This is a genomic window from Bradyrhizobium sp. WBAH42, from assembly GCF_024585265.1.
Taxonomy (GTDB): Bacteria; Pseudomonadota; Alphaproteobacteria; order Rhizobiales; family Xanthobacteraceae; genus Bradyrhizobium.
In genome coordinates, this window is sequence record NZ_CP036533.1 from 5,774,731 (window position 1) to 5,792,415 (window position 17,685).

Genomic DNA, 17,685 nt, shown 5'->3' on the forward strand with positions numbered 1-17,685 from the left:
TCGGTCAGGCTCCGACGGTCTCCACCGCTGCCAGCATGCCTGTCTTTGGATGACAGTTCAGATATTCGAAGAACTGCTCGTCGGCGGCTGCCACCGTCACCTCGTGATAGAGCCGCAGCTTGGCTGACGGCCCGAGTGTCGAGAGATATTTCATAGCCGCGCCGAAGATCTTGACGTGGGTCGGATGCGACTCCGCCCAGCGTTCGAGCGCGGCGAGGCTCTTCCACCAGCTCTGGCCGTAGGACTTCTCGCTGACGCTGCCGTCGGCCGCAAGCACCTGCATGTACCGGTTGGCGTAGCAGCCGATGGTAAGGCCATCATCGCGCAGAAAGTCCATGCCCTCGCGCAGCACCGGTTCGACGTCGTCGAGATAGAGCTTGCGCTCGGACGCTGCGGTATCGCTCCAGTCCTGCCCGGAGCGGATCAGACAGAGATTGTCATGAGCCACGACGCGCAGCCGCGCGCCGTCGTGGATCAGCTCAGGCGCGCCACCAGGCGCCATCGCATCCGTCTGTGACAGCGGGAGACGATCGCGCATGCCGCCCCAGTAAGCGTGCTCCTGCACCTCGCCGCTCATGCCTTCCGCGGCGACGGCGATACCTTCGGGCCGATCGGGTGATGAGAACAGCGTCTCGTGACGGGCGACACTGGGACGCAGCACCTCGATGAAGGTACCGACGCCTTCGCGCTTTCGGCCGGTCCACATCTCGCGCGCCCGAGCGAACCAGGCATCAAAGCGTGCGAGATCGTCCCAATAAGCGACCGTGACAACATTTTCGCAGGCGCACTGATCGACATAACGCGCCCGGTCCCAATGCGACGGACCGTCATCCACTGCGAACAGTCCTGCGATTTCCTTCAACGCGTCCATTGCTGCCGCCGGTGCCGCACCGCCATACTGGACACCGAAATAAGCCATCACGACGCGGCTGACCGCAGGCTTGTAGCGTGCGACGAAGGATGGATATGGCGGCTGATAATCGTCGGGCACGCGCTTGTGGCGCGTGCGTGGAGTTTCGAGATGCGCAGGGATTGCGGATTCCATGAAGCCCTCCCCTCGTAGCGATCAGCTGGCCGCCGCCGCAATGTCCATGGGCTCGACAGCATCGACCGGCAGCGCGAACGGCTCGACCCGCTGGTACCGCTTCTTGTTGAGCAGCAGCCGTGTGACGTCAGGCCGCGAATAATGTCCGGCGGGATCGGCGGCATTCTTGGCAACGCCAATGGCGCCGAGATCGATCTCTGCGATCAGCAGGCCCTCCTGATCGGGCGCCAGCTTCTCCCCGATCTGGCTGCCGTCGGGGCCGTAGATCGCGGCGAACCCGCCGCCCACATGTAGCAGCGCATTCTTGTCGGGCCGGTCGCAGAGCTCATCGATCATGGCTTGCGAAACGATGGCGCAAGGCGCCAGCACGAAGCAGGAGCCTTCCACCGCATAGACGCGCGACGCCGCGTTGTTGACCTCGGCGCCAAGCGCCGGCGCGAAGGGATCGTAGAGCGAGAAGCTCGGCCAGGCCGCGACATGGACCTGCTCGTTCTGGGCGTACATCGCGTATTTCGACAGTGGCTGAAGATGCTCCCAACAGCACAGCGCGCCGAGCCGGCCGACGTCGGGCCGCGCATGCACGGCGAGATCGCTGCCGTCGCCTTCGCCGTAGACTGTGCGCTCGGCATGGGTCGGCCGCAGCTTGCGGCGCTTTGCGATGGTCTCGCCATCGGGGCCAATCAACCATTGCGCGAGGTAAAGGCTGCCGCCGTCGCGCTCGGACAGGCCGACCACGGCGGTGAGCTTTGCCTTGCGCACGGCCTCGCGCAGGCGCTCGGCCTGCGGGCTGTCATAGGATAGCGAATTGTCGAAATAGCGCTGCACGAAGCCCCGCCCGATCGCCCAGGCAGGCGAGTCCAGCCAGATGTGCCAGGGGTAACCGGGGATGAAAGCTTCCGGAAAGGCGATCAGCTTGGCGCCCTTTTCCGCGGCCTCCCCGATCAGCGCGATCGACTTGTCGATCGAGGCGTCGAGGTCGAGCCAGGCCGGCGCCGCCTGAACGACCGCAACCTTGTATTTCGGATGCTCGATGCCCATTCCTGCCTCCATTGCCGGTTGATCCCAAGCCACGTCCGATGCAGTCTATTTGGCCAAGCCGGGCAGCCGGCCGCTCGACCGCGGCGGAACAAAAACTTGACTGGACGCTACCGACCGGTACGGGATTTGCCTCCGGTCAGACTGGCTCCCCAGGGCGATTTTGCAGGATGTGAAAGGGAGGCTGTTCAGATGCCAATCCAGTTCACGACGGACGGCAGTCCCGCCTATCGGCGGCTCGCTCTCTGGCAGGACATCGTCTGCGACGTCTTCGTCGGACTCGACTGCAAGTCGGACCTCGGCAGCGCCTTTCGCGGATCGGTCACCCAGGCTTCGCTCGGCAAAGCGGTCTGCTCCGAAGTCTGCTCGGACCGCCAGCACGTATTCCGCACGCCGTCGCGCATCGCGCGTTCACACCAGGATTTCGTTCTCGTAGCCCTCGGAAATCGCGGCAACGGTGGCGTCGTGCAGGACGGCCGCGAGACCGTGATCCACCCCGGCGAGTTTGCGCTCTACGACACCACGCGCCCGTACGAGCTGAAGTTCGACGACAGTTTCACGCAGACCATTTTCAAGGTACCGCGCGAGATGCTGCAGCGGCGGCTCGGCGGCACCGAGACGCTGACTGCAATGTCATTTGGCGCCGCCGCACCGCTCGAGCGGCTCGCCTATGATTTCATTGTCCGGCTCTGCCAGAATGCGGATGGTTTGGCTCCGGATACCGCCACAGCGCTGTCGGAGCAGGCAGTTGATCTGCTTGCGATGGCCTTGAGCGAGCGGCTCGGCAAGTCATCGCTGCCGTCCTCGACCCACCGCTCGGCCCTGCTCTACCGATTGAAGGCGCACATCCGCGCGCACCTCGCCGATCCCGATCTCTCGCTCGCTGAAACCGCGGCCGCGCTCGGCATCTCGCCGCGCTATGTCAACGATCTTCTCGCGGACGAGGACACCTCCTTCCAGCGCCATGTCCTCGCCGAGCGCCTCGCCCGATGCCGGCGGGATCTCGCCTCGCCACTGCTCGCCCATCGCCACATCAGCGAGATCGCCTTCGCCTGGGGCTTCAACGACCTCTCGCATTTCGGCCGCGTCTTTCGCGAGCATTTTGGCGCGTCGCCCCGCGACTTCCGGCACAGCCAGTTGCGGCATTGAGCCCCTAGGGCGCGAGCGCATCGCTCGGAGAGGCGACACGGGCCTTCATCGCCGCACTCATCGGAAGCCGGAGGTTCTGTCCCTTCGGCGGAATCGGCGCCTCGAACCATTTGGCATAGAGCTTGTCGAACGCGCCGGAGGCCATGTTCTCCTTGATCACGGTGTCGACCAGGGCCTTAAACTCAGGATCTTCCCGACGGGTCATCAATCCGTAATAGGACGGCGCATAGGTCGCGCCCAGCATCCGGAAGGCCGTCGGATCGGTCGCGTTCGCGACGAGCCCGGCGATCAGAATGTCGTCCTCGAACCAGGCGGCGGCGCGGCCCGTTCCCAGCATCAGCAACGACTCGGCATGGTCCTTGGCCTGGACGATCGTCACGTTCAGCTTCTGCTCGTCGAGGACCTGCTTTGCGACCGCAAAATTCAGCGAGCCCTGTGTGATGACGACCGTCCGCCCATCGAGCCCCTTCGGCTCCGTCACCCCTGAGGCGACGGACACGAGCCAGCGCGGCGACGCCACATAGGTGGCGACGGAGAACGAAACCTGCTTCTGACGTTCCGCGGTGTTGGTCGTGCTGCCGCACTCGACGTCGATGGTGCCGTTCTGGAGCAGCGGAATGCGATTGGACGCATTCACCGGGACGTAGTCGATCCCCAGCTCCGGCCGGCGCAGCACGATCCTGATCTTGTCGGCCACCGCGGAGCAGAGATCGAGCGAAAGTCCGGTCGGCTTCTGATCCGATCCAAGATAGGCGAACGGGATCGAAGCCTCCCGATAGCCGAGGGTGATCTTGCCGACCTCTCTGATCTTGTCGAGGGTCGGGCTGGCCGCTTGCGCTGTTGGAACGTCCAACAGCGCAAGCGAAAGTGCGGCAATGGCAAGCGTCGGCGCGTGTCTGCGGATCATGTCGACCTCCGGACTGTCGATCAAGCGGCGGGATTTCGCGACAATTCGTCGAGGCTTTCCCTCAAAGACCGATCCAGGATCTCGACGGCGCGGTCGATCTCCTCGGTCGAGACGGTCAGCGGCGGCGCGATGCGCCACACCGATCCGCGCTCGGGGCGACGGCGAATGTTCATGCTCAGCCCATGTTCAAAGCACTTCTTCGTCGTCAGGCCGCCGAGCTGGTGGGCCGCGCGCCGACTGTTGCGGTCGGTGACCAGCTCGACGCCGAGCAGAAGCCCCATGCCCCTGATGTCGCCGATCTGCTCGTATTTCTGCTGAAGTCCCTCGAACCGGCCGCGCAGGTACGCGCCCATGACATTGGCGCGCTCGACCAGCTTCTCCTCCGCGATCACACGCAGCACCGCGAGCCCGACCTCGGCCAGCAGCGGATCGGAGACGTGGCTGGTGTAATAGGTGAAGTGATCCTCGTGCAGCTTGCTCTCGATCGCTTCGGTGGTCGAGACCGCCGCGAGCGGAAGGCCCCCACCGAGCGTCTTCGACATGGTCATGATGTCGGGGACGACGCCGAAATATTCCGATCCCGTCTTCTTGCCGACGCGCCCGAACGCCGTCTGGGCCTCGTCGAAGATCAGCAGCATACCGCGCTCGTCGGCGGCCTTGCGCAGCGCCTCCATGAAGGCCTTCGGCGGCACAAGCACGCCGCCGGCGCTGATCACGGGCTCGGCGATGATCGCCGCGCCCCGCCCGCTCGACTGCATGTCGAACATTTTCAGCGCCAGCTCGAGATTGGCGAGCGCGGATGCTTCCTCACTCCCCTTGTCGATGTAGGGACGATAGGCATTCGGCTCGGGGATGACGAACACGCCGGGCGGCGGCACGCCATAGCCCTTGCGGTCGCTCGCCATCGAGACCGAGGCGGCGCCGCCGGTGATGCCGTGCCAGGAGCCGCCGAGGACAAGCACCTCGTAGCCGCCGGTGTACATCTTGGCCATCCGGAGCGCGACTTCGGTCGCCTCCGAGCCGGTGTTGATGAAGATCGAGCGCTTGAGATCGCCGGGCAGCCAATCCGTCGCCAGCACCTGGGCGAGCTCGGCCACCACTTCGGGAATCATCCCGCTGAAGAGATGGAACGCCTTCTTCCCGGCCCGCTCCACCGCCGCGACAATGGCAGGGTGGTTGTGGCCGATCGTCGCGCACATCTGCCCCGAGGTGAAATCGAGATAGTCGCGCCCGTCGCTGTCGGTGACGATGGTCCCCTTCGCGGTCGTGAAAAGGTTCGGGAACACGTCTCCGCCGTACCGCACCAGAAATTCGTCGGCGGCTTGTTTCAGCGCTGAAGTCATGGCGTCTCCTTTAGCAAGCGGCATCTGCCGCGCGCGGGGCACGGCGCGGCGATGCGGAGTCCGCTCACCGGGTCTCGGGTCAGGTTGTGGGCACGAAGCTGTTGCGTCTGGGCGTTCGCGGTACGAAACTTGCCAGTGCAACGGAGAAATTCGTAACCGGGCAGACATGATGGGCGCCAGTTCAAAAAACTCAGCAGCCGATGAGGCAAGCTCAACGGGGCGGCCGCGCATGCCGCCGCTGAAGGCGCTGTCGGCGTTCGAAGCCGCTTCCCGCCACGGCAGCTTCAGCCGCGCTGCCGAGGAGCTCGGGGTCACGCCTTCCGCGATCAGCCATCACATCCAGAACCTCGAGGATTTTCTCGGCGTGCGCGTGTTCTCGCGGCACGCCGGCCGTGCTGTGCTCACCAATGCCGGCCGCCTCTATGCCGGCGAGATCGAGCGCGCGTTCGGCACGATCATGGGTGCGACGCGGCTGGTGGCGCCGCAATCGCAGCGCGATCATTTGTTCATCGCCAGCGGACCGAGCTTTGCCGCCAAATGGCTACAACCGCGGATCGGCAATTTCATCGGCCAGCATCCGGAGATCGGGATCAGGCTGTCGACCATCGCCGATCTGCGCGATCTCGAAACCATCCGCTTCGACCTCGCGATCGCCTATGGGCGCCCACCGGTCGTGAACGACAGGCAGATTGAGCCGCTCCTCGCCGAGCGCCTGCGCCCGCTCTGCAGCCCGCGGCTGATCGAGCAGCTCGACCTGCGCGAGCCCGGCGATCTCGCCCGCGCCACGCTGATCCATTCCTCGAACGCGCTGACCTGGACCGATTATCTGCGCAAGGTCACGGGCGCGAGCATCAAGGCGCGTCACGAATTGTGGTTCGACCGCTCCACCATGGCGATCGATGCAGCCGTCGAGGGTCTTGGCGTCGTGCTGGAGAGCGAAATCCTCGCCGCCGAGGAGCTGGACAAGGGCACGCTCGTCGTACCGTTCCGCCAACCCGAATTCGAAGTGGAGACGGTCTCCTACTATCTGGTGCGCTCGGCTGAGGCGAAAGGACGTAGCCATGTCAGCGCGTTCGAGGCTTGGCTGCGCGCGAAGATCTCGGCTGCAAACTTGCAGACCACGAGCGTGGCCTAGCAAAATGCGGACTACCCAAGCAGAGCCGCCATGTGAGCGCGTGATAGGACAAGGCACCCGCTTGCGCTAAACTCGGCACCAAGGCCGCACCGATCAACGAGCGGCCAGCCGAGGAGCAGATCGATGGAATACCGACGCTTGGGCCGATCCGGCCTGATGGTGCCTGCTTTAAGCCTGGGAACGGGCACGTTCGGCGGCGTCGGCCGCCTTGCGGCGTGGGGCACGACGGATGCGACTGAAGCGCGGCGTCTTCTGGACATCTGCCTCGAGGCCGGCGTGTCGATGTTCGATACCGCGAATGTCTATTCGCTCGGCGAATCCGAGCGGGTGCTCGGGCAAGCCATCAAGGGGCGCCGCGACAAGGTCCTGATCTCGACCAAGGCGACGTTCCGCTTCGGCGACGGCCCGAACGACATCGGCTCATCGCGCCAGAATCTGCTTGCGGCGATCGACGGTTCGCTGAGCCGGCTCGGCACCGATTATATCGACCTGTTCCAGCTCCACGGCTTCGACGCCTTCACTCCGCCCGAAGAGGTGCTATCGACTCTCGACGTGCTCGTTCGCGCGGGCAAGATCCGCTATGTCGGCGTCTCGAATTTCTCGGGTTGGCACCTGATGAAGTCGCTCGGCGTCGCCGACACACACGGCTTTCCGCGTTACGTCGCCAACCAGACCTACTATTCACTGATCGGGCGCGACTACGAATGGGAGTTGATGCCGCTCGGCCTCGACCAGGGGCTGGGCGCCGTGGTCTGGTCGCCACTCGGATGGGGGCGCCTCACCGGAAAGATCCGCCGCGGTCAGCCGAAACCGGAAGTCAGCCGCCTGCCCAAGACGGCCGAGTTCGGACCGCCCGTGTCGGACGAGCATGTCTACCGCGTCGTCGATGCGATCGACGAGATTGCGAAGGAGACCGGCAAGAGCGTCTCGCAGATCGCGCTGAACTGGCTGCTGCAGCGTCCGACGGTCTCGACGCTGATCATCGGTGCACGCAACGAGACCCAGCTGCGCGAGAATCTCGGCGCGGTCGGCTGGTCCTTGACCAAGGACCAGGTCGCAAAGCTCGACGCCGCGAGCACGGTGACGCTGCCCTACCCCTATTGGCACCAGCGCGTGACCTTCAGCGACCGCAATCCGCCGGCGGTGTAGGACAGCCGCATCAAGCACGCTTGGTAAGGCGACGGCGCGCTGACAGTGCGGTTCCGGAACTATCGCGGCCCTGCCCTGTTGGCGCAATACTCGGCCCGTGGCCGAGTCCGATTCGCCAACGATACGCCGCTCACGATGTCGACAGTCACCATCGAGCATGCCGACGGCCTGCCGCAGCCGCAACGCAACCAGGCGGTGCTGACCATTGCGCTCGGCATCGTCATGGCGGTGGTCGACAGCGCCATCGCCAATGTGGCGCTGCCGACGATCGCAGCCGACCTCGATGCGAGCCCGGCCTTCTCGATCTGGATCGTCAACGGCTACCAGCTCGCGATCACGATCTCGCTGCTGCCGCTGGCTTCGCTCGGCGAGATCGTCGGCTATCGCCGCGTCTACCTGGTCGGGCTGGCGCTGTTCACGGTGGCCTCCGCGTTCTGCGCGCTGGCCCACACGCTGCCGCAGCTGACGATCGCGCGCATCCTCCAGGGCTTTGGCGCGGCCGGCATCATGAGCGTCAACGCGGCGCTGGTACGTTTCACCTATCCGCGCAGCCTGCTCGGCCGTGGCATCGGCCTCAACGCTCTCGTCGTCGCCTTCTCGGCCGCGATCGGCCCGACGCTCGCCGCCGGCATCCTCGCGGTCGGAAGCTGGCCCTGGCTGTTCGCGATCAACGTGCCGCTCGGCGCGGTGACGCTGGTGCTGGGCCTGCGCAGCCTGCCGCACACCAAGCCCGCGAGCCGCTCGTTCGACTGGCAAAGTGCGGGTCTGTCGGCGATCACCTTCGGCGTCGGCATCGCTGCGGTGGACAGTGTCGGTCATGGCGAGGCCGCGATCACCTGCCTCGTGCAGTTCGCCGTCGCGATCGTTGCCGGTGCGCTGCTGATCTATCGCGAGACTCACATGACCTCGCCGCTCTTGCCGATCGACCTGCTGCGCATCCCCGTGTTCGCGCTGTCGATTGCGACTTCGATCGCATCGTTCTGCGGGCAGATGCTGGCCTTCGTCGCGATCCCCTTCTATCTCCAGAGCCGCTTCGGCTATTCGGCCGTGCATATGGGCCTGTTGATCACGCCATGGCCGATCGCGCTGGCGTTTGCAGCCCCCCTCGCAGGCCGCCTGGTCGAGCATTATCCGGCCGGCCTGCTCGGCGGTATTGGGCTCACGCTGTTCGCCTGCGGCCTTGCCGCGCTGGCCTTCCTGCCGGCGACGCCAACGCCGCTCGACGTGATCTGGCGGATGGCGCTCGCCGGCGCCGGCTTCGGTCTGTTCCAGACCCCCAATAACCGCACCATGATCGCAGCCGCGCCGCGCGAGCGCGCCGGCGGCGCCAGCGGCATGCTGGGGACGGCGCGCCTCCTCGGCCAGACCACCGGAGCGGCGCTGGTGGCGCTGTTGCTCGGCCGCTATCCACTCGAAGGAACCAGGCTGGCACTGCTCGCGGGCGTCGGTTTTGCGCTCTGTGGTGCGATGCTGAGCATGCTGCGGCTTTCCCCGGCCGGCGCGCGCGGTGGCGAGCAGGTCCGCGTGCAGGACGATCAGCGCCTGCGCGGGGATTAGCACCCGGGTTCGCGCATTGTCGTGCACAACCTTTGCGTGGCTTAACTATTCAGCGCAATAGCCTATTGCCCTCCCGCTCCGGTTGCGCATAGTGGCGGTGGGACAAGGGGCATTTCATGCGTTCATTGGGAATTGTGGCGCTCAGCGCCATGCTGGGCGGCTGCGCGTCGGTCACGCGCGGCACGACGGAGAATATCAGCATTTCATCAACACCTTCAGGCGTGGAAGCCGTCGTCAGCGGAATGGACGTTCCGACCACCTGCACGACGCCTTGCTCGGTGGTCGTCAAGCGGAACGCCGACATCTCGATCACCTTCCAGAAGGAAGGCTATGAGCCGCAAATCGTTCCGCTCAGCCGGGACGTCCAGACGGGCGGCGCCGCGGGTTTCGCCGGCAATCTCCTGCTGGGCGGTGTCATCGGCATGGGCGTCGACGCAGCGACCGGAGCCGCGACCGATCACAAGCCGAACCCGGTCATCGTGACGATGCAGCCGGCGGCTCCTCCCCGCAGCGCACGGCCGCCCGCGCCCCGGAAGCCGCGAGCACCTCCGCCGCCTCCGCCCGACACCGGCACCTAAAATTCGGTAGCTGCCAAGCAAACAAAAAGGCCGGCGTCGCAGCCGGCCTTTTCGATTTCATCACATCGCGATCAGACCTTGACCAGCGGGCCCTTCGAGGTCGGCCCCTTCGAGCCGCCGGGGCCGCCCGGCTTGGACTTGCCCGGCGGACGCTTGCGGGCGCCGGGCAGCTTCTCCTGCTTCGGCGTGACCGGACCCTCGACGAACTCGAAGCCGATCTTCTCCTTGGTCTCGTCGGTCTCGTCCTTGACGAGCACGACGCGAACGTGGCCGCCGCCCTTCAGCTTGCCGAACAGCACTTCGTCGGCCAGCGGCTTCTTGATGTGCTCCTGGATCACGCGAGCCATGGGACGTGCGCCCATCTGCTCGTCGTAGCCATGCTGGACCAGCCAGGCCTTGGCCGGCTCGGACAGCTCGATGGTGACGTCGCGGTCGCCGAGCTGCGCCTCGAGCTGAAGCACGAACTTCTCGACCACGGTGCCGATCACCTCGACGCTGAGATGGCCGAACGAGACGATGGCATCGAGACGGTTGCGGAATTCCGGCGCGAACTGGCGGTTGATCGCCTCGTGATCGTCGCCTTCCCGCTTCGAGCGCGTGAAGCCGAACGCCTGCTTGGCGAGATCCGAAGCGCCTGCGTTCGTGGTCATGATCAGGATCACGTTACGGAAGTTGACCTGCTTGCCGTTGTGGTCGGTGAGCCGGCCGTGATCCATGATCTGGAGCAGCACGTTGTAGAGGTCGGGATGCGCCTTCTCGATTTCGTCGAGCAGCACCACGCAATGCGGATGCTGGTCGACGCCGTCGGTGAGCAGGCCGCCCTGGTCGAAGCCGACATAGCCGGGAGGCGCGCCGATCAGGCGCGACACGGTGTGCCGCTCCATGTATTCGGACATGTCGAAGCGCAACAGCTCGACGCCGAGCGACGCCGCGAGCTGCTTGGCAACTTCGGTCTTGCCGACGCCGGTCGGGCCCGAGAACAGGTAGCAGCCGATCGGCTTCTCCGGCTCGCGCAGGCCCGCACGTGCGAGCTTGATCGAGGCGGCAAGCGATTCAATCGCCTTGTCCTGGCCGAACACCGTGCGCTTCAGGGTCTGCTCGAGATGCTTCAGCACCTCGGCATCGTCCTTCGACACGCTCTTCGGCGGGATCCGCGCCATCGAGGCGATCGTGGTCTCGATCTCCTTGATGCCGATGGTCTTCTTGCGCTTGTTCTCGGCGACCAGCATTTGCGCCGCGCCGGACTCGTCGATCACGTCGATCGCCTTGTCGGGCAGCTTGCGGTCGTGGATGTAGCGCGAGGAGAGCTGCACCGCAGCCTCGATCGCCTCATTGGTGTACTTCAGCCGGTGATAGTCCTCGAAATACGGCTTGAGGCCCTTGAGGATCGCGATCGCGTCCTCGACGGTCGGCTCGTTGATGTCGATCTTCTGGAAGCGCCGCACCAGCGCGCGGTCCTTCTCGAAGTGCTGGCGGTATTCCTTGTAGGTGGTCGAGCCCATGCAGCGGATTGTGCCCGAGGCGAGCGCAGGCTTGAGCAGGTTCGAGGCATCCATCGCCCCGCCCGACGTCGCGCCCGCACCGATCACGGTGTGGATCTCGTCGATGAACAGGATGGCGTTGGGATGCGCCTCGAGCTCCTTGAGCACCTGCTTCAGGCGCTCCTCGAAGTCGCCACGATAGCGCGTGCCGGCCAGCAGCGTGCCCATGTCCAGCGAGAACACGGTCGCGGCCGCCAGCACCTCCGGCACCTCGCTGTCGACGATGCGCTTGGCGAGGCCTTCTGCGATCGCAGTCTTGCCGACGCCGGCTTCACCGACGAACAGCGGATTGTTCTTCTGCCGGCGGCACAGCACCTGGATCGCGCGGTTGATCTCGGAATTGCGTCCGATCACCGGGTCGATCTTGCCGTCGCGCGCCTTCTTGTTGAGGTTGACGCAATAGGTCTCGAGCGCCTCGCCCTTCTTCTTGGCGTCCTCGTTGCCCTTGGTCTCGGTCTCCTCGTCGACGCCGCGCACGGGCCGCGCCTCGGAGACGCCCGGCCGCTTGGCAATGCCGTGGCTGATGTAGTTGACCGCGTCGTAGCGCGTCATGTCCTGCTCCTGCAGGAAATAGGCGGCATGACTCTCGCGTTCGGCGAAGATCGCGATCAGCACGTTGGCACCGGTCACCTCTTCGCGACCGGACGACTGGACGTGGATCACCGCGCGCTGAATCACGCGCTGGAAACCGGCGGTCGGCTTGGCATCGTCGGCGCCATCCGTCACCAGGTTTTCGAATTCGGTCTCAAGGTAGTTGACGAGGCTCGTACGGAGCTTGTCGAGATCGACGCTACAGGCGCGCATGACGGCGGCTGCATCGGAGTCGTCGATCAAGGAGAGCAAGAGATGCTCGAGCGTCGCGTATTGGTGATGACGCTCGTTTGCGATCGCCAGCGCACGATGCAGGGATTGTTCAAGGCTTTGGGAAAAAGTCGGCATTCGCGTCCTCTATGGCCCCCACCATCATGATCGCCATCGCCCGGTCAGGCAACAACAACCTTTGTCACATATAGTTATACAAGATCGCGGCGAAAGACTGGTTCCGCGACTCGGCAGCTAGCCACCTGGGCTATTTTCAATGCAAAACCCGTTCCGATTTGGGCGGGATCGGCGCCAGCGCAGAATTCCGTAGTTTTGCCAGCTGCGACCGCCATCGCGCGCAGCCGTCACGCGACAATCACACCGCGGGTTGCAGGAGCCCCGCCTTCAAACGCGCCGCAGGCCGGGCTTACTTCTTTTCCATCACGCATTGCAGCGGGTGCTGGTGCTTGCGGGCGAAATCCATCACCTGCGTCACCTTGGTCTCGGCGATCTCGTAGGTGAACACGCCGCACTCCCCGATGCCATGATGATGGACGTGCAGCATGATCTTGGTTGCGGCTTCGACGTCCTTGTTGAAGAACTTCTCCAGCACGTGAACGACGAACTCCATCGGCGTGTAGTCGTCGTTCAGGATCAGCACGCGGTACAGGTTCGGCCGCTTGGTCTTCGGCTTGACCTTGGTGATGACCGACGTGCTCGGACCCGAGGGAGTGCCCGGACGGTTGTCGTCATTGCTCATACGAGGCGCGTCGGCGGCGGCTGGCGCGGACAGATCAAGGCTGGAAGTCAATTGCAGCATGGCACAGGCGTTCAAATTCCCCACGGAAGCGAATGGCGGTCACTGCGCGACCCCTCCTTCGGAGCCTGGCGCAGGCGCGCCGCCTTGGATCGCCGCTCCCGACAAATCCGGTTCAGGCCGGATCGCTCGCCAGCAATATGGCCCTGCCCCCGGCCCGCCGCAAGCACGCGGGGGTCCGGCCCATGCGGTCGCAGCAGTCCCGATTCCCGGTCCGGGCGATCCTGATGAGGTTAATCAATCCGGAGCGATTTGACAAAAATTTCCGCCCGGCACGCTTAGAACATGTTGACCAGGAACCCGGCCGTTAGCCCGCACGGGACGGTTTTCGGCAGAAGGCTCCGGTTTTCTACGGTCCAATTTACCTGCCATTCAATGACGTAGCGCGAAATCGGGCAAAACACCGATTTCGGGGATCGTCATGTCTGGTCTGCCCCTCGTCAGCCGCCTTGGTCGACAACTCGCCCGTTTCGCAGCGGCCGAGCAAGGCAATATCGCCGTGATCTTCGCCATTGCGCTCGTTCCGGTGCTGAGCTTTGTCGGCGCGGCGATCGACTATAGCCGCGCGGCCCAGGCGCGCACCGCGATGCAGTCAGCCCTCGATTCCACCGCGCTGATGCTTTCCAGGGATCTGTCGGCCGGCACCATCACGACGTCACAGATCTCCACCAAAGCGCAAACCTATTTCAACGCCCTGTTCACGGACACCAAGACCCTGCCGTCGGTTAGCGTCGGCGCCACCTATAACTCGAGCACCAGCATCGGCTCGACGATCCAGCTGACCGGAACCGGCACCTACACGACCAGCTTCATGAAGATCGCCGGCTTCCCGACGCTCGACGTCGGCACCTCATCCACCAGCGCCTGGGGCCTGACCCGCATGCGCGTGGCCTTGGTGCTCGACGTCACGGGATCGATGGCGTCCGACGGCAAGATGCCGGCGATGCAGACGGCCGCGAAGAACCTGGTCGATCAACTCAGCGCGCTCGCGAAGACCAACGGCGACGTCTACATCTCGATCGTGCCGTTTTCCAAGGACGTCAACGTCGGCAGCAGCAACTATGACAAGTCCTGGATCGACTGGAGCGACTGGGAAGCGGTGAATGGCAGCTGCAGCGACAATTCGTACAAACAACAGTCAAGCTGCGTGAGTGCCGGCAAGACCTGGACGCCGAAGAACCACAACAAGTGGACCGGCTGCATCACTGACCGCGACCAGGACTACGATATCAAGAACACGACTCCGGTGAGCAGCAATTCCGCGACGCTTTTCCCGGCCGAGCAATATTCCTACTGCAACTCCAGCAATTCGGCATACATCCAGCCCGTCATGCCGCTCAGCTACGATTGGACCGCGCTCAAGTCTCTGATCGACAATCTGGTTCCGACCGGCAACACCAACCAGGGCATCGGCCTTGCCTGGGGCTGGATGACACTGTCGACGGGCGAGCCCATGAATGCTCCGGCCAAAGACACGAACTACACCTACAAGGACGCGATCGTCCTGCTCTCCGACGGTCTCAACACACAAAACCGCTGGTACAGCGGTGCTTCGCAGATCGACGACCGACAGAAGCTGCTCTGCGACAACGCCAAAGCCCAGCCCAACAACATCACGATCTACACGGTGCAGGTGAACACCGGCAGCGATCCGACCTCGAGCGTGCTGCAATATTGCGCCAGCAGCAGCGACAAGTTCTATCTGGTCACCTCGGCAAGCCAGACCGTATCGGTGTTCAAGGATATCGGCACGTCACTGTCGAAGCTGCGCGTCGCACGCTGACGGGTCCCATCGCTCACAATAAAAAGCCCGGCTGTTCAGCCGGGCTTTTCGATTCCAGGATGTCCCGAGACGTTACTGGGCGGTCGGGGTGAACTTCGACACCATGGTCTCGACCGGCTTGAACGCCTGCTTAGCGAGGTCGCTGTAGAGGCCGGCGATCTTCTGCGATTCCGCAACGAAGGTTTCGTAGGCGGAACGGGCAAAATCGGTCTGCGCTTCCATCGCCTTGTCCAGCGACTTCACGCCGGAAAGCTTCTCGACGAAGGACTTGGTGTCTTCGAACGACTTCTTCGTGTAGTCGCCATAGGCGCTGGCGATCGCCTGGATGCCATGCTGCACCGAGGTCGCGGAGGCAACGCACTGCTCGAACTGCTCTTTCCCGTAGTTCTGGAAGTCTTCAACCTTGAACATTTCGCATCCTTTTCCCTGGCTCACGTCGGGAAGCCCCGGCTCCCTGACTCCGCCCAAAATTAGTGCAACGCACAAAAAAGTCAAGAATCTTGTGCGTCGCACAAAACCGGGCGCAAATTGCAGAGATTCCCGGGGTTTCCCGCAAGGGTTCCTTAAGCTTTTGGAAACCGGCCCACCCTACTTTGATTCCCTGGACGTGTTCACTTCCGCGAGCGGCCAAAAGCCGTTTGAGAACATCACCTTAGCCAGAACAGCGGCTCGGGTCCAACGTCCCCCGCGGCGAACACCAGCGGAGGGACAGCCTGAGCAGGTAATGATCCCGGGTCCGTTGGGCACAATTTCGCCTCACGAGCCGGTGATCAAGTCAGAAACGGGGACGGGGTTCCATGCTTCGTAAAAACTTGTCTTCCTCGCGCTTGGCGCGGGTTGGCGTTTTCGGGCTTCTTACGGTCACCACCGCAGTCATCTTCACCACCGACGCAGCCGAGGCGCGGCGCCATCGTCGACACTATGCGCACCACCGGGTGCAGCGCGATGTGTCCGAGAGCTCCAGCCCGAAATTCGCGTCCATCATCGTCGACGGCAATTCCGGCGCGGTGCTCCAGGCGACAAGCCCTGACGGAATCCGCCATCCGGCGTCGCTGACCAAGATCATGACGCTCTATCTGCTGTTCGAGCGTCTCGAATCCGGCAGGATGAAGCTCGACACCGAGATGCCGGTGTCCAAGCACGCCGCCGACCAGGATCCGACCAAGCTTAATCTGCGTGCCGGCCAGACCATTCGCGTCGAAGACGCAATCAAGGGCCTCGTCACCCGCTCTGCCAACGACGCAGCCGTGGTAATCGCGGAAGCGATCGCCGGAGATGAAGACGACTTCGCCCAGATGATGACGCGGAAGGCGCGCTCGCTCGGCATGTCCAAGACGGTCTACCGCAACGCCAACGGCCTCCCCAACGACGAGCAGGTCACGACCGCGCGCGACCAGGCCACGCTGGGTCGCGCCATTCAGGAGCGCTTCCCCCGCTACTATCGCTATTTCGCGACCTCGACGTTCAATTGGCGCGGACAGTCGATCCGCAACCACAATCACCTGCTCGGCAGCGTCGAGGGCGTGGACGGCATCAAGACCGGCTACACCCGCGCCTCCGGCTTCAACCTCGTCAGCTCGATGCGGCGCGGCAACCGCCACCTGATCGGCGTGGTGCTCGGCGGCCGCAGCGGCGGCTCGCGCGACGCCATCATGCGCAACCTGCTCGCGGAGAACCTCGAAAAGGGCGCGACCGTCCGCACCGTCGTCGCAGTCACGGAGCGCAACGGCGCTGAAGCCAACACCGATGTCGCCGATGCCTCGGACACGCCGGCACGTCCCGCCCCGCAGGTCCAGGCCCCTGCTCCCGAAGCTGCCCCCTCGCGCCTCGCCGCGCGCCTGTCGACGCTGGCCGCAGCGACTGCGGCGATGCCGCCCGCTCAGCCCAAACCCGAAGTTCGGCCGACGGAGTCCAAGGTGGAGCCGGCGCCGCTCACCAATGGCGTGATCTCGAGCCAGCCGCTCTCCATCATCCCCGGCTCGTCCGAGCCGATGAAGCCGGTTCGGGTCAAGACGGTTCAGGTCAAGGCCGGCGCCGTGAAGGTCGCCTCCGCGGCTCCGGCTCAGGTCGTTGCGCCGCCGGTCACCAGCACCGTCCCGCCCCGTTCCGACGTCGCGGAAACCTCCGGCGCCGTCGTCGCCAGGGCAGATCTCATCAACAAGCCGGAGGCGGTGAGCCAGCCGGAAGCGCCGAAGGCCGAGATGGCCCGCACCGAACTGCCGCGTCAGCCGGCCGGCTTCGGCACCGGTAACGGCATCCTCGGCGTGCTCCCGGCCGCAACCGCTGCCGCGCCCGCTCCCGCCGCTCCGAAGCTCGCGTCCGCCGACCCGGCGCCGCAGCCGATGCAGATGAGCGCGACCACGAAGCCCGCCGTCACCCACAGCGGCTGGATCGTCCAGGTCGGCGCGCTCGAGAGCGAGAACGAAGCTCAGCAGCGCATCGACGCGGCCCGCAACTCGGCCCGCGGCCTGCTCAGCAAGGCTGACCCGTTCACCGAGCCCGTCGTCGCCAAGGACAATCGCAAGCTCTACCGCGCCCGCTTCGCCGGGCTCGAGCGCGACCAGGCCGAAGCCGTCTGCCGCACCCTGAAGCGCGCCGAGATCTCCTGCATCACCGTTCGCAACTGATCTCCTTCTCCGCTCCAAATCAAAAATGCCCGCGCCTTGCGCGGGCATTTTCGTTTTGGTGAGGCGGTAACGCCGAGGCTGTTCAGGACGAGGCTGTTCCACGACAACCTCTCGTCAAGGATTTACGGTTAAAACTTTGCTCAAGGGATCGACCACGCCGACAAGGGCGGGCGACGGCAGACAGAGCAAACGGAGCTCACGCGGTACGGGCGTTTGTA

At 64.5% G+C, this 17,685-nt stretch carries 14 protein-coding genes; 7 read left to right on the plus strand and 7 right to left on the minus strand.

The window, feature by feature from the left end; genetic code table 11:
* Nucleotides 1–4 precede the first annotated feature (4 nt).
* Together DCG74_RS27060 and DCG74_RS27065 are read right to left on the minus strand one after the other, a co-directional pair.
* On the minus strand, nt 5–1,045 hold the full coding sequence (locus DCG74_RS27060; RefSeq protein WP_172783359.1) for a phenylacetaldoxime dehydratase family protein: 1,041 nt from the start codon (nt 1,043–1,045) through the stop codon (nt 5–7).
* A 21-nt stretch (nt 1,046–1,066) separates the two neighbouring features.
* The gene (locus tag DCG74_RS27065; RefSeq protein ID WP_172783358.1) at nt 1,067–2,083 is read right to left on the minus strand and encodes a carbon-nitrogen hydrolase family protein; all 1,017 of its coding nucleotides are present in this window, start codon (nt 2,081–2,083) and stop codon (nt 1,067–1,069) included.
* 189 nt (nt 2,084–2,272) lie between these two features.
* Between DCG74_RS27065 and DCG74_RS27070 the strand changes: the two genes are divergently transcribed.
* Entirely contained in the window at nt 2,273–3,229 is a 957-nt protein-coding gene (locus DCG74_RS27070; protein WP_172783357.1) for a helix-turn-helix domain-containing protein, read from the plus strand.
* A 4-nt stretch (nt 3,230–3,233) separates the two neighbouring features.
* On the opposite strand, the gene DCG74_RS27075 is transcribed toward DCG74_RS27070, so the two are convergent.
* Nucleotides 3,234–4,136, minus strand: a complete 903-nt coding sequence (locus DCG74_RS27075; protein WP_172783356.1) for an amino acid ABC transporter substrate-binding protein — start codon at nt 4,134–4,136, stop codon at nt 3,234–3,236.
* 20 nt (nt 4,137–4,156) lie between these two features.
* Complete coding sequence (locus tag DCG74_RS27080) at nt 4,157–5,479, minus strand: aspartate aminotransferase family protein (protein WP_172783355.1); 1,323 nt, start codon at nt 5,477–5,479, stop codon at nt 4,157–4,159.
* A 229-nt stretch (nt 5,480–5,708) separates the two neighbouring features.
* Here DCG74_RS27080 and DCG74_RS27085 point away from each other — a divergent pair, with 229 nt between their 5' ends.
* The 4 genes from DCG74_RS27085 (at nt 5,709) to DCG74_RS27100 (ending at nt 9,898) form a co-directional block, all read left to right on the plus strand.
* The gene (locus tag DCG74_RS27085) at nt 5,709–6,614 is read left to right on the plus strand and encodes a LysR substrate-binding domain-containing protein (RefSeq protein WP_172783354.1); all 906 of its coding nucleotides are present in this window, start codon (nt 5,709–5,711) and stop codon (nt 6,612–6,614) included.
* Between the two features lie 123 nt (nt 6,615–6,737).
* Complete coding sequence (locus tag DCG74_RS27090) at nt 6,738–7,763, plus strand: aldo/keto reductase (protein ID WP_172783353.1); 1,026 nt, start codon at nt 6,738–6,740, stop codon at nt 7,761–7,763.
* Nucleotides 7,764–7,898: 135 nt separating this feature from the next.
* Nucleotides 7,899–9,320 (plus strand): MFS transporter, encoded by a 1,422-nt coding sequence (locus DCG74_RS27095; RefSeq protein WP_172783352.1) that lies wholly within the window; start codon nt 7,899–7,901, stop codon nt 9,318–9,320.
* Between the two features lie 116 nt (nt 9,321–9,436).
* Nucleotides 9,437–9,898, plus strand: a complete 462-nt coding sequence (locus tag DCG74_RS27100; RefSeq protein ID WP_172783351.1) for a PEGA domain-containing protein — start codon at nt 9,437–9,439, stop codon at nt 9,896–9,898.
* Nucleotides 9,899–9,969: 71 nt separating this feature from the next.
* On the opposite strand, the gene clpA is transcribed toward DCG74_RS27100, so the two are convergent.
* Nucleotides 9,970–12,378, minus strand: a complete 2,409-nt coding sequence (gene clpA, locus DCG74_RS27105; protein WP_172783350.1) for an ATP-dependent Clp protease ATP-binding subunit ClpA — start codon at nt 12,376–12,378, stop codon at nt 9,970–9,972.
* Between the two features lie 289 nt (nt 12,379–12,667).
* The gene (clpS, locus tag DCG74_RS27110; protein ID WP_172783349.1) at nt 12,668–13,000 is read right to left on the minus strand and encodes an ATP-dependent Clp protease adapter ClpS; all 333 of its coding nucleotides are present in this window, start codon (nt 12,998–13,000) and stop codon (nt 12,668–12,670) included.
* Between the two features lie 478 nt (nt 13,001–13,478).
* On the opposite strand from clpS, the gene DCG74_RS27115 reads away from it, so the two are divergent.
* Nucleotides 13,479–14,840, plus strand: a complete 1,362-nt coding sequence (locus DCG74_RS27115) for a TadE/TadG family type IV pilus assembly protein (protein WP_172783348.1) — start codon at nt 13,479–13,481, stop codon at nt 14,838–14,840.
* Between the two features lie 72 nt (nt 14,841–14,912).
* On the opposite strand, the gene DCG74_RS27120 is transcribed toward DCG74_RS27115, so the two are convergent.
* A complete protein-coding gene (locus DCG74_RS27120; protein ID WP_172783347.1) occupies nt 14,913–15,251 on the minus strand; it encodes a phasin family protein in 339 nt (112 codons plus the stop codon).
* A gap of 386 nt (nt 15,252–15,637) precedes the next feature.
* On the opposite strand from DCG74_RS27120, the gene DCG74_RS27125 reads away from it, so the two are divergent.
* On the plus strand, nt 15,638–17,467 hold the full coding sequence (locus DCG74_RS27125) for a serine hydrolase (RefSeq protein WP_172783346.1): 1,830 nt from the start codon (nt 15,638–15,640) through the stop codon (nt 17,465–17,467).
* Nucleotides 17,468–17,685: the final 218 nt, after the last annotated feature.

Excerpts from the sequence above, each read along its gene's own strand:
- DCG74_RS27060 (WP_172783359.1), bottom strand. The coding sequence starts at position 1,045 with ATGGAATCCGCAATCCCTGCGCATCTCGAAACTCCACGCACGCGCCAC.
- DCG74_RS27065 (WP_172783358.1), bottom strand. The coding sequence starts at position 2,083 with ATGGGCATCGAGCATCCGAAATACAAGGTTGCGGTCGTTCAGGCGGCG.
- DCG74_RS27070 (WP_172783357.1), top strand. The coding sequence starts at position 2,273 with ATGCCAATCCAGTTCACGACGGACGGCAGTCCCGCCTATCGGCGGCTC.
- DCG74_RS27075 (WP_172783356.1), bottom strand. The coding sequence starts at position 4,136 with ATGATCCGCAGACACGCGCCGACGCTTGCCATTGCCGCACTTTCGCTT.
- DCG74_RS27080 (WP_172783355.1), bottom strand. The coding sequence starts at position 5,479 with ATGACTTCAGCGCTGAAACAAGCCGCCGACGAATTTCTGGTGCGGTAC.
- DCG74_RS27085 (WP_172783354.1), top strand. The coding sequence starts at position 5,709 with ATGCCGCCGCTGAAGGCGCTGTCGGCGTTCGAAGCCGCTTCCCGCCAC.
- DCG74_RS27090 (WP_172783353.1), top strand. The coding sequence starts at position 6,738 with ATGGAATACCGACGCTTGGGCCGATCCGGCCTGATGGTGCCTGCTTTA.
- DCG74_RS27095 (WP_172783352.1), top strand. The coding sequence starts at position 7,899 with ATGTCGACAGTCACCATCGAGCATGCCGACGGCCTGCCGCAGCCGCAA.
- DCG74_RS27100 (WP_172783351.1), top strand. The coding sequence starts at position 9,437 with ATGCGTTCATTGGGAATTGTGGCGCTCAGCGCCATGCTGGGCGGCTGC.
- clpA (WP_172783350.1), bottom strand. The coding sequence starts at position 12,378 with ATGCCGACTTTTTCCCAAAGCCTTGAACAATCCCTGCATCGTGCGCTG.
- clpS (WP_172783349.1), bottom strand. The coding sequence starts at position 13,000 with ATGAGCAATGACGACAACCGTCCGGGCACTCCCTCGGGTCCGAGCACG.
- DCG74_RS27115 (WP_172783348.1), top strand. The coding sequence starts at position 13,479 with ATGTCTGGTCTGCCCCTCGTCAGCCGCCTTGGTCGACAACTCGCCCGT.
- DCG74_RS27120 (WP_172783347.1), bottom strand. The coding sequence starts at position 15,251 with ATGTTCAAGGTTGAAGACTTCCAGAACTACGGGAAAGAGCAGTTCGAG.
- DCG74_RS27125 (WP_172783346.1), top strand. The coding sequence starts at position 15,638 with ATGCTTCGTAAAAACTTGTCTTCCTCGCGCTTGGCGCGGGTTGGCGTT.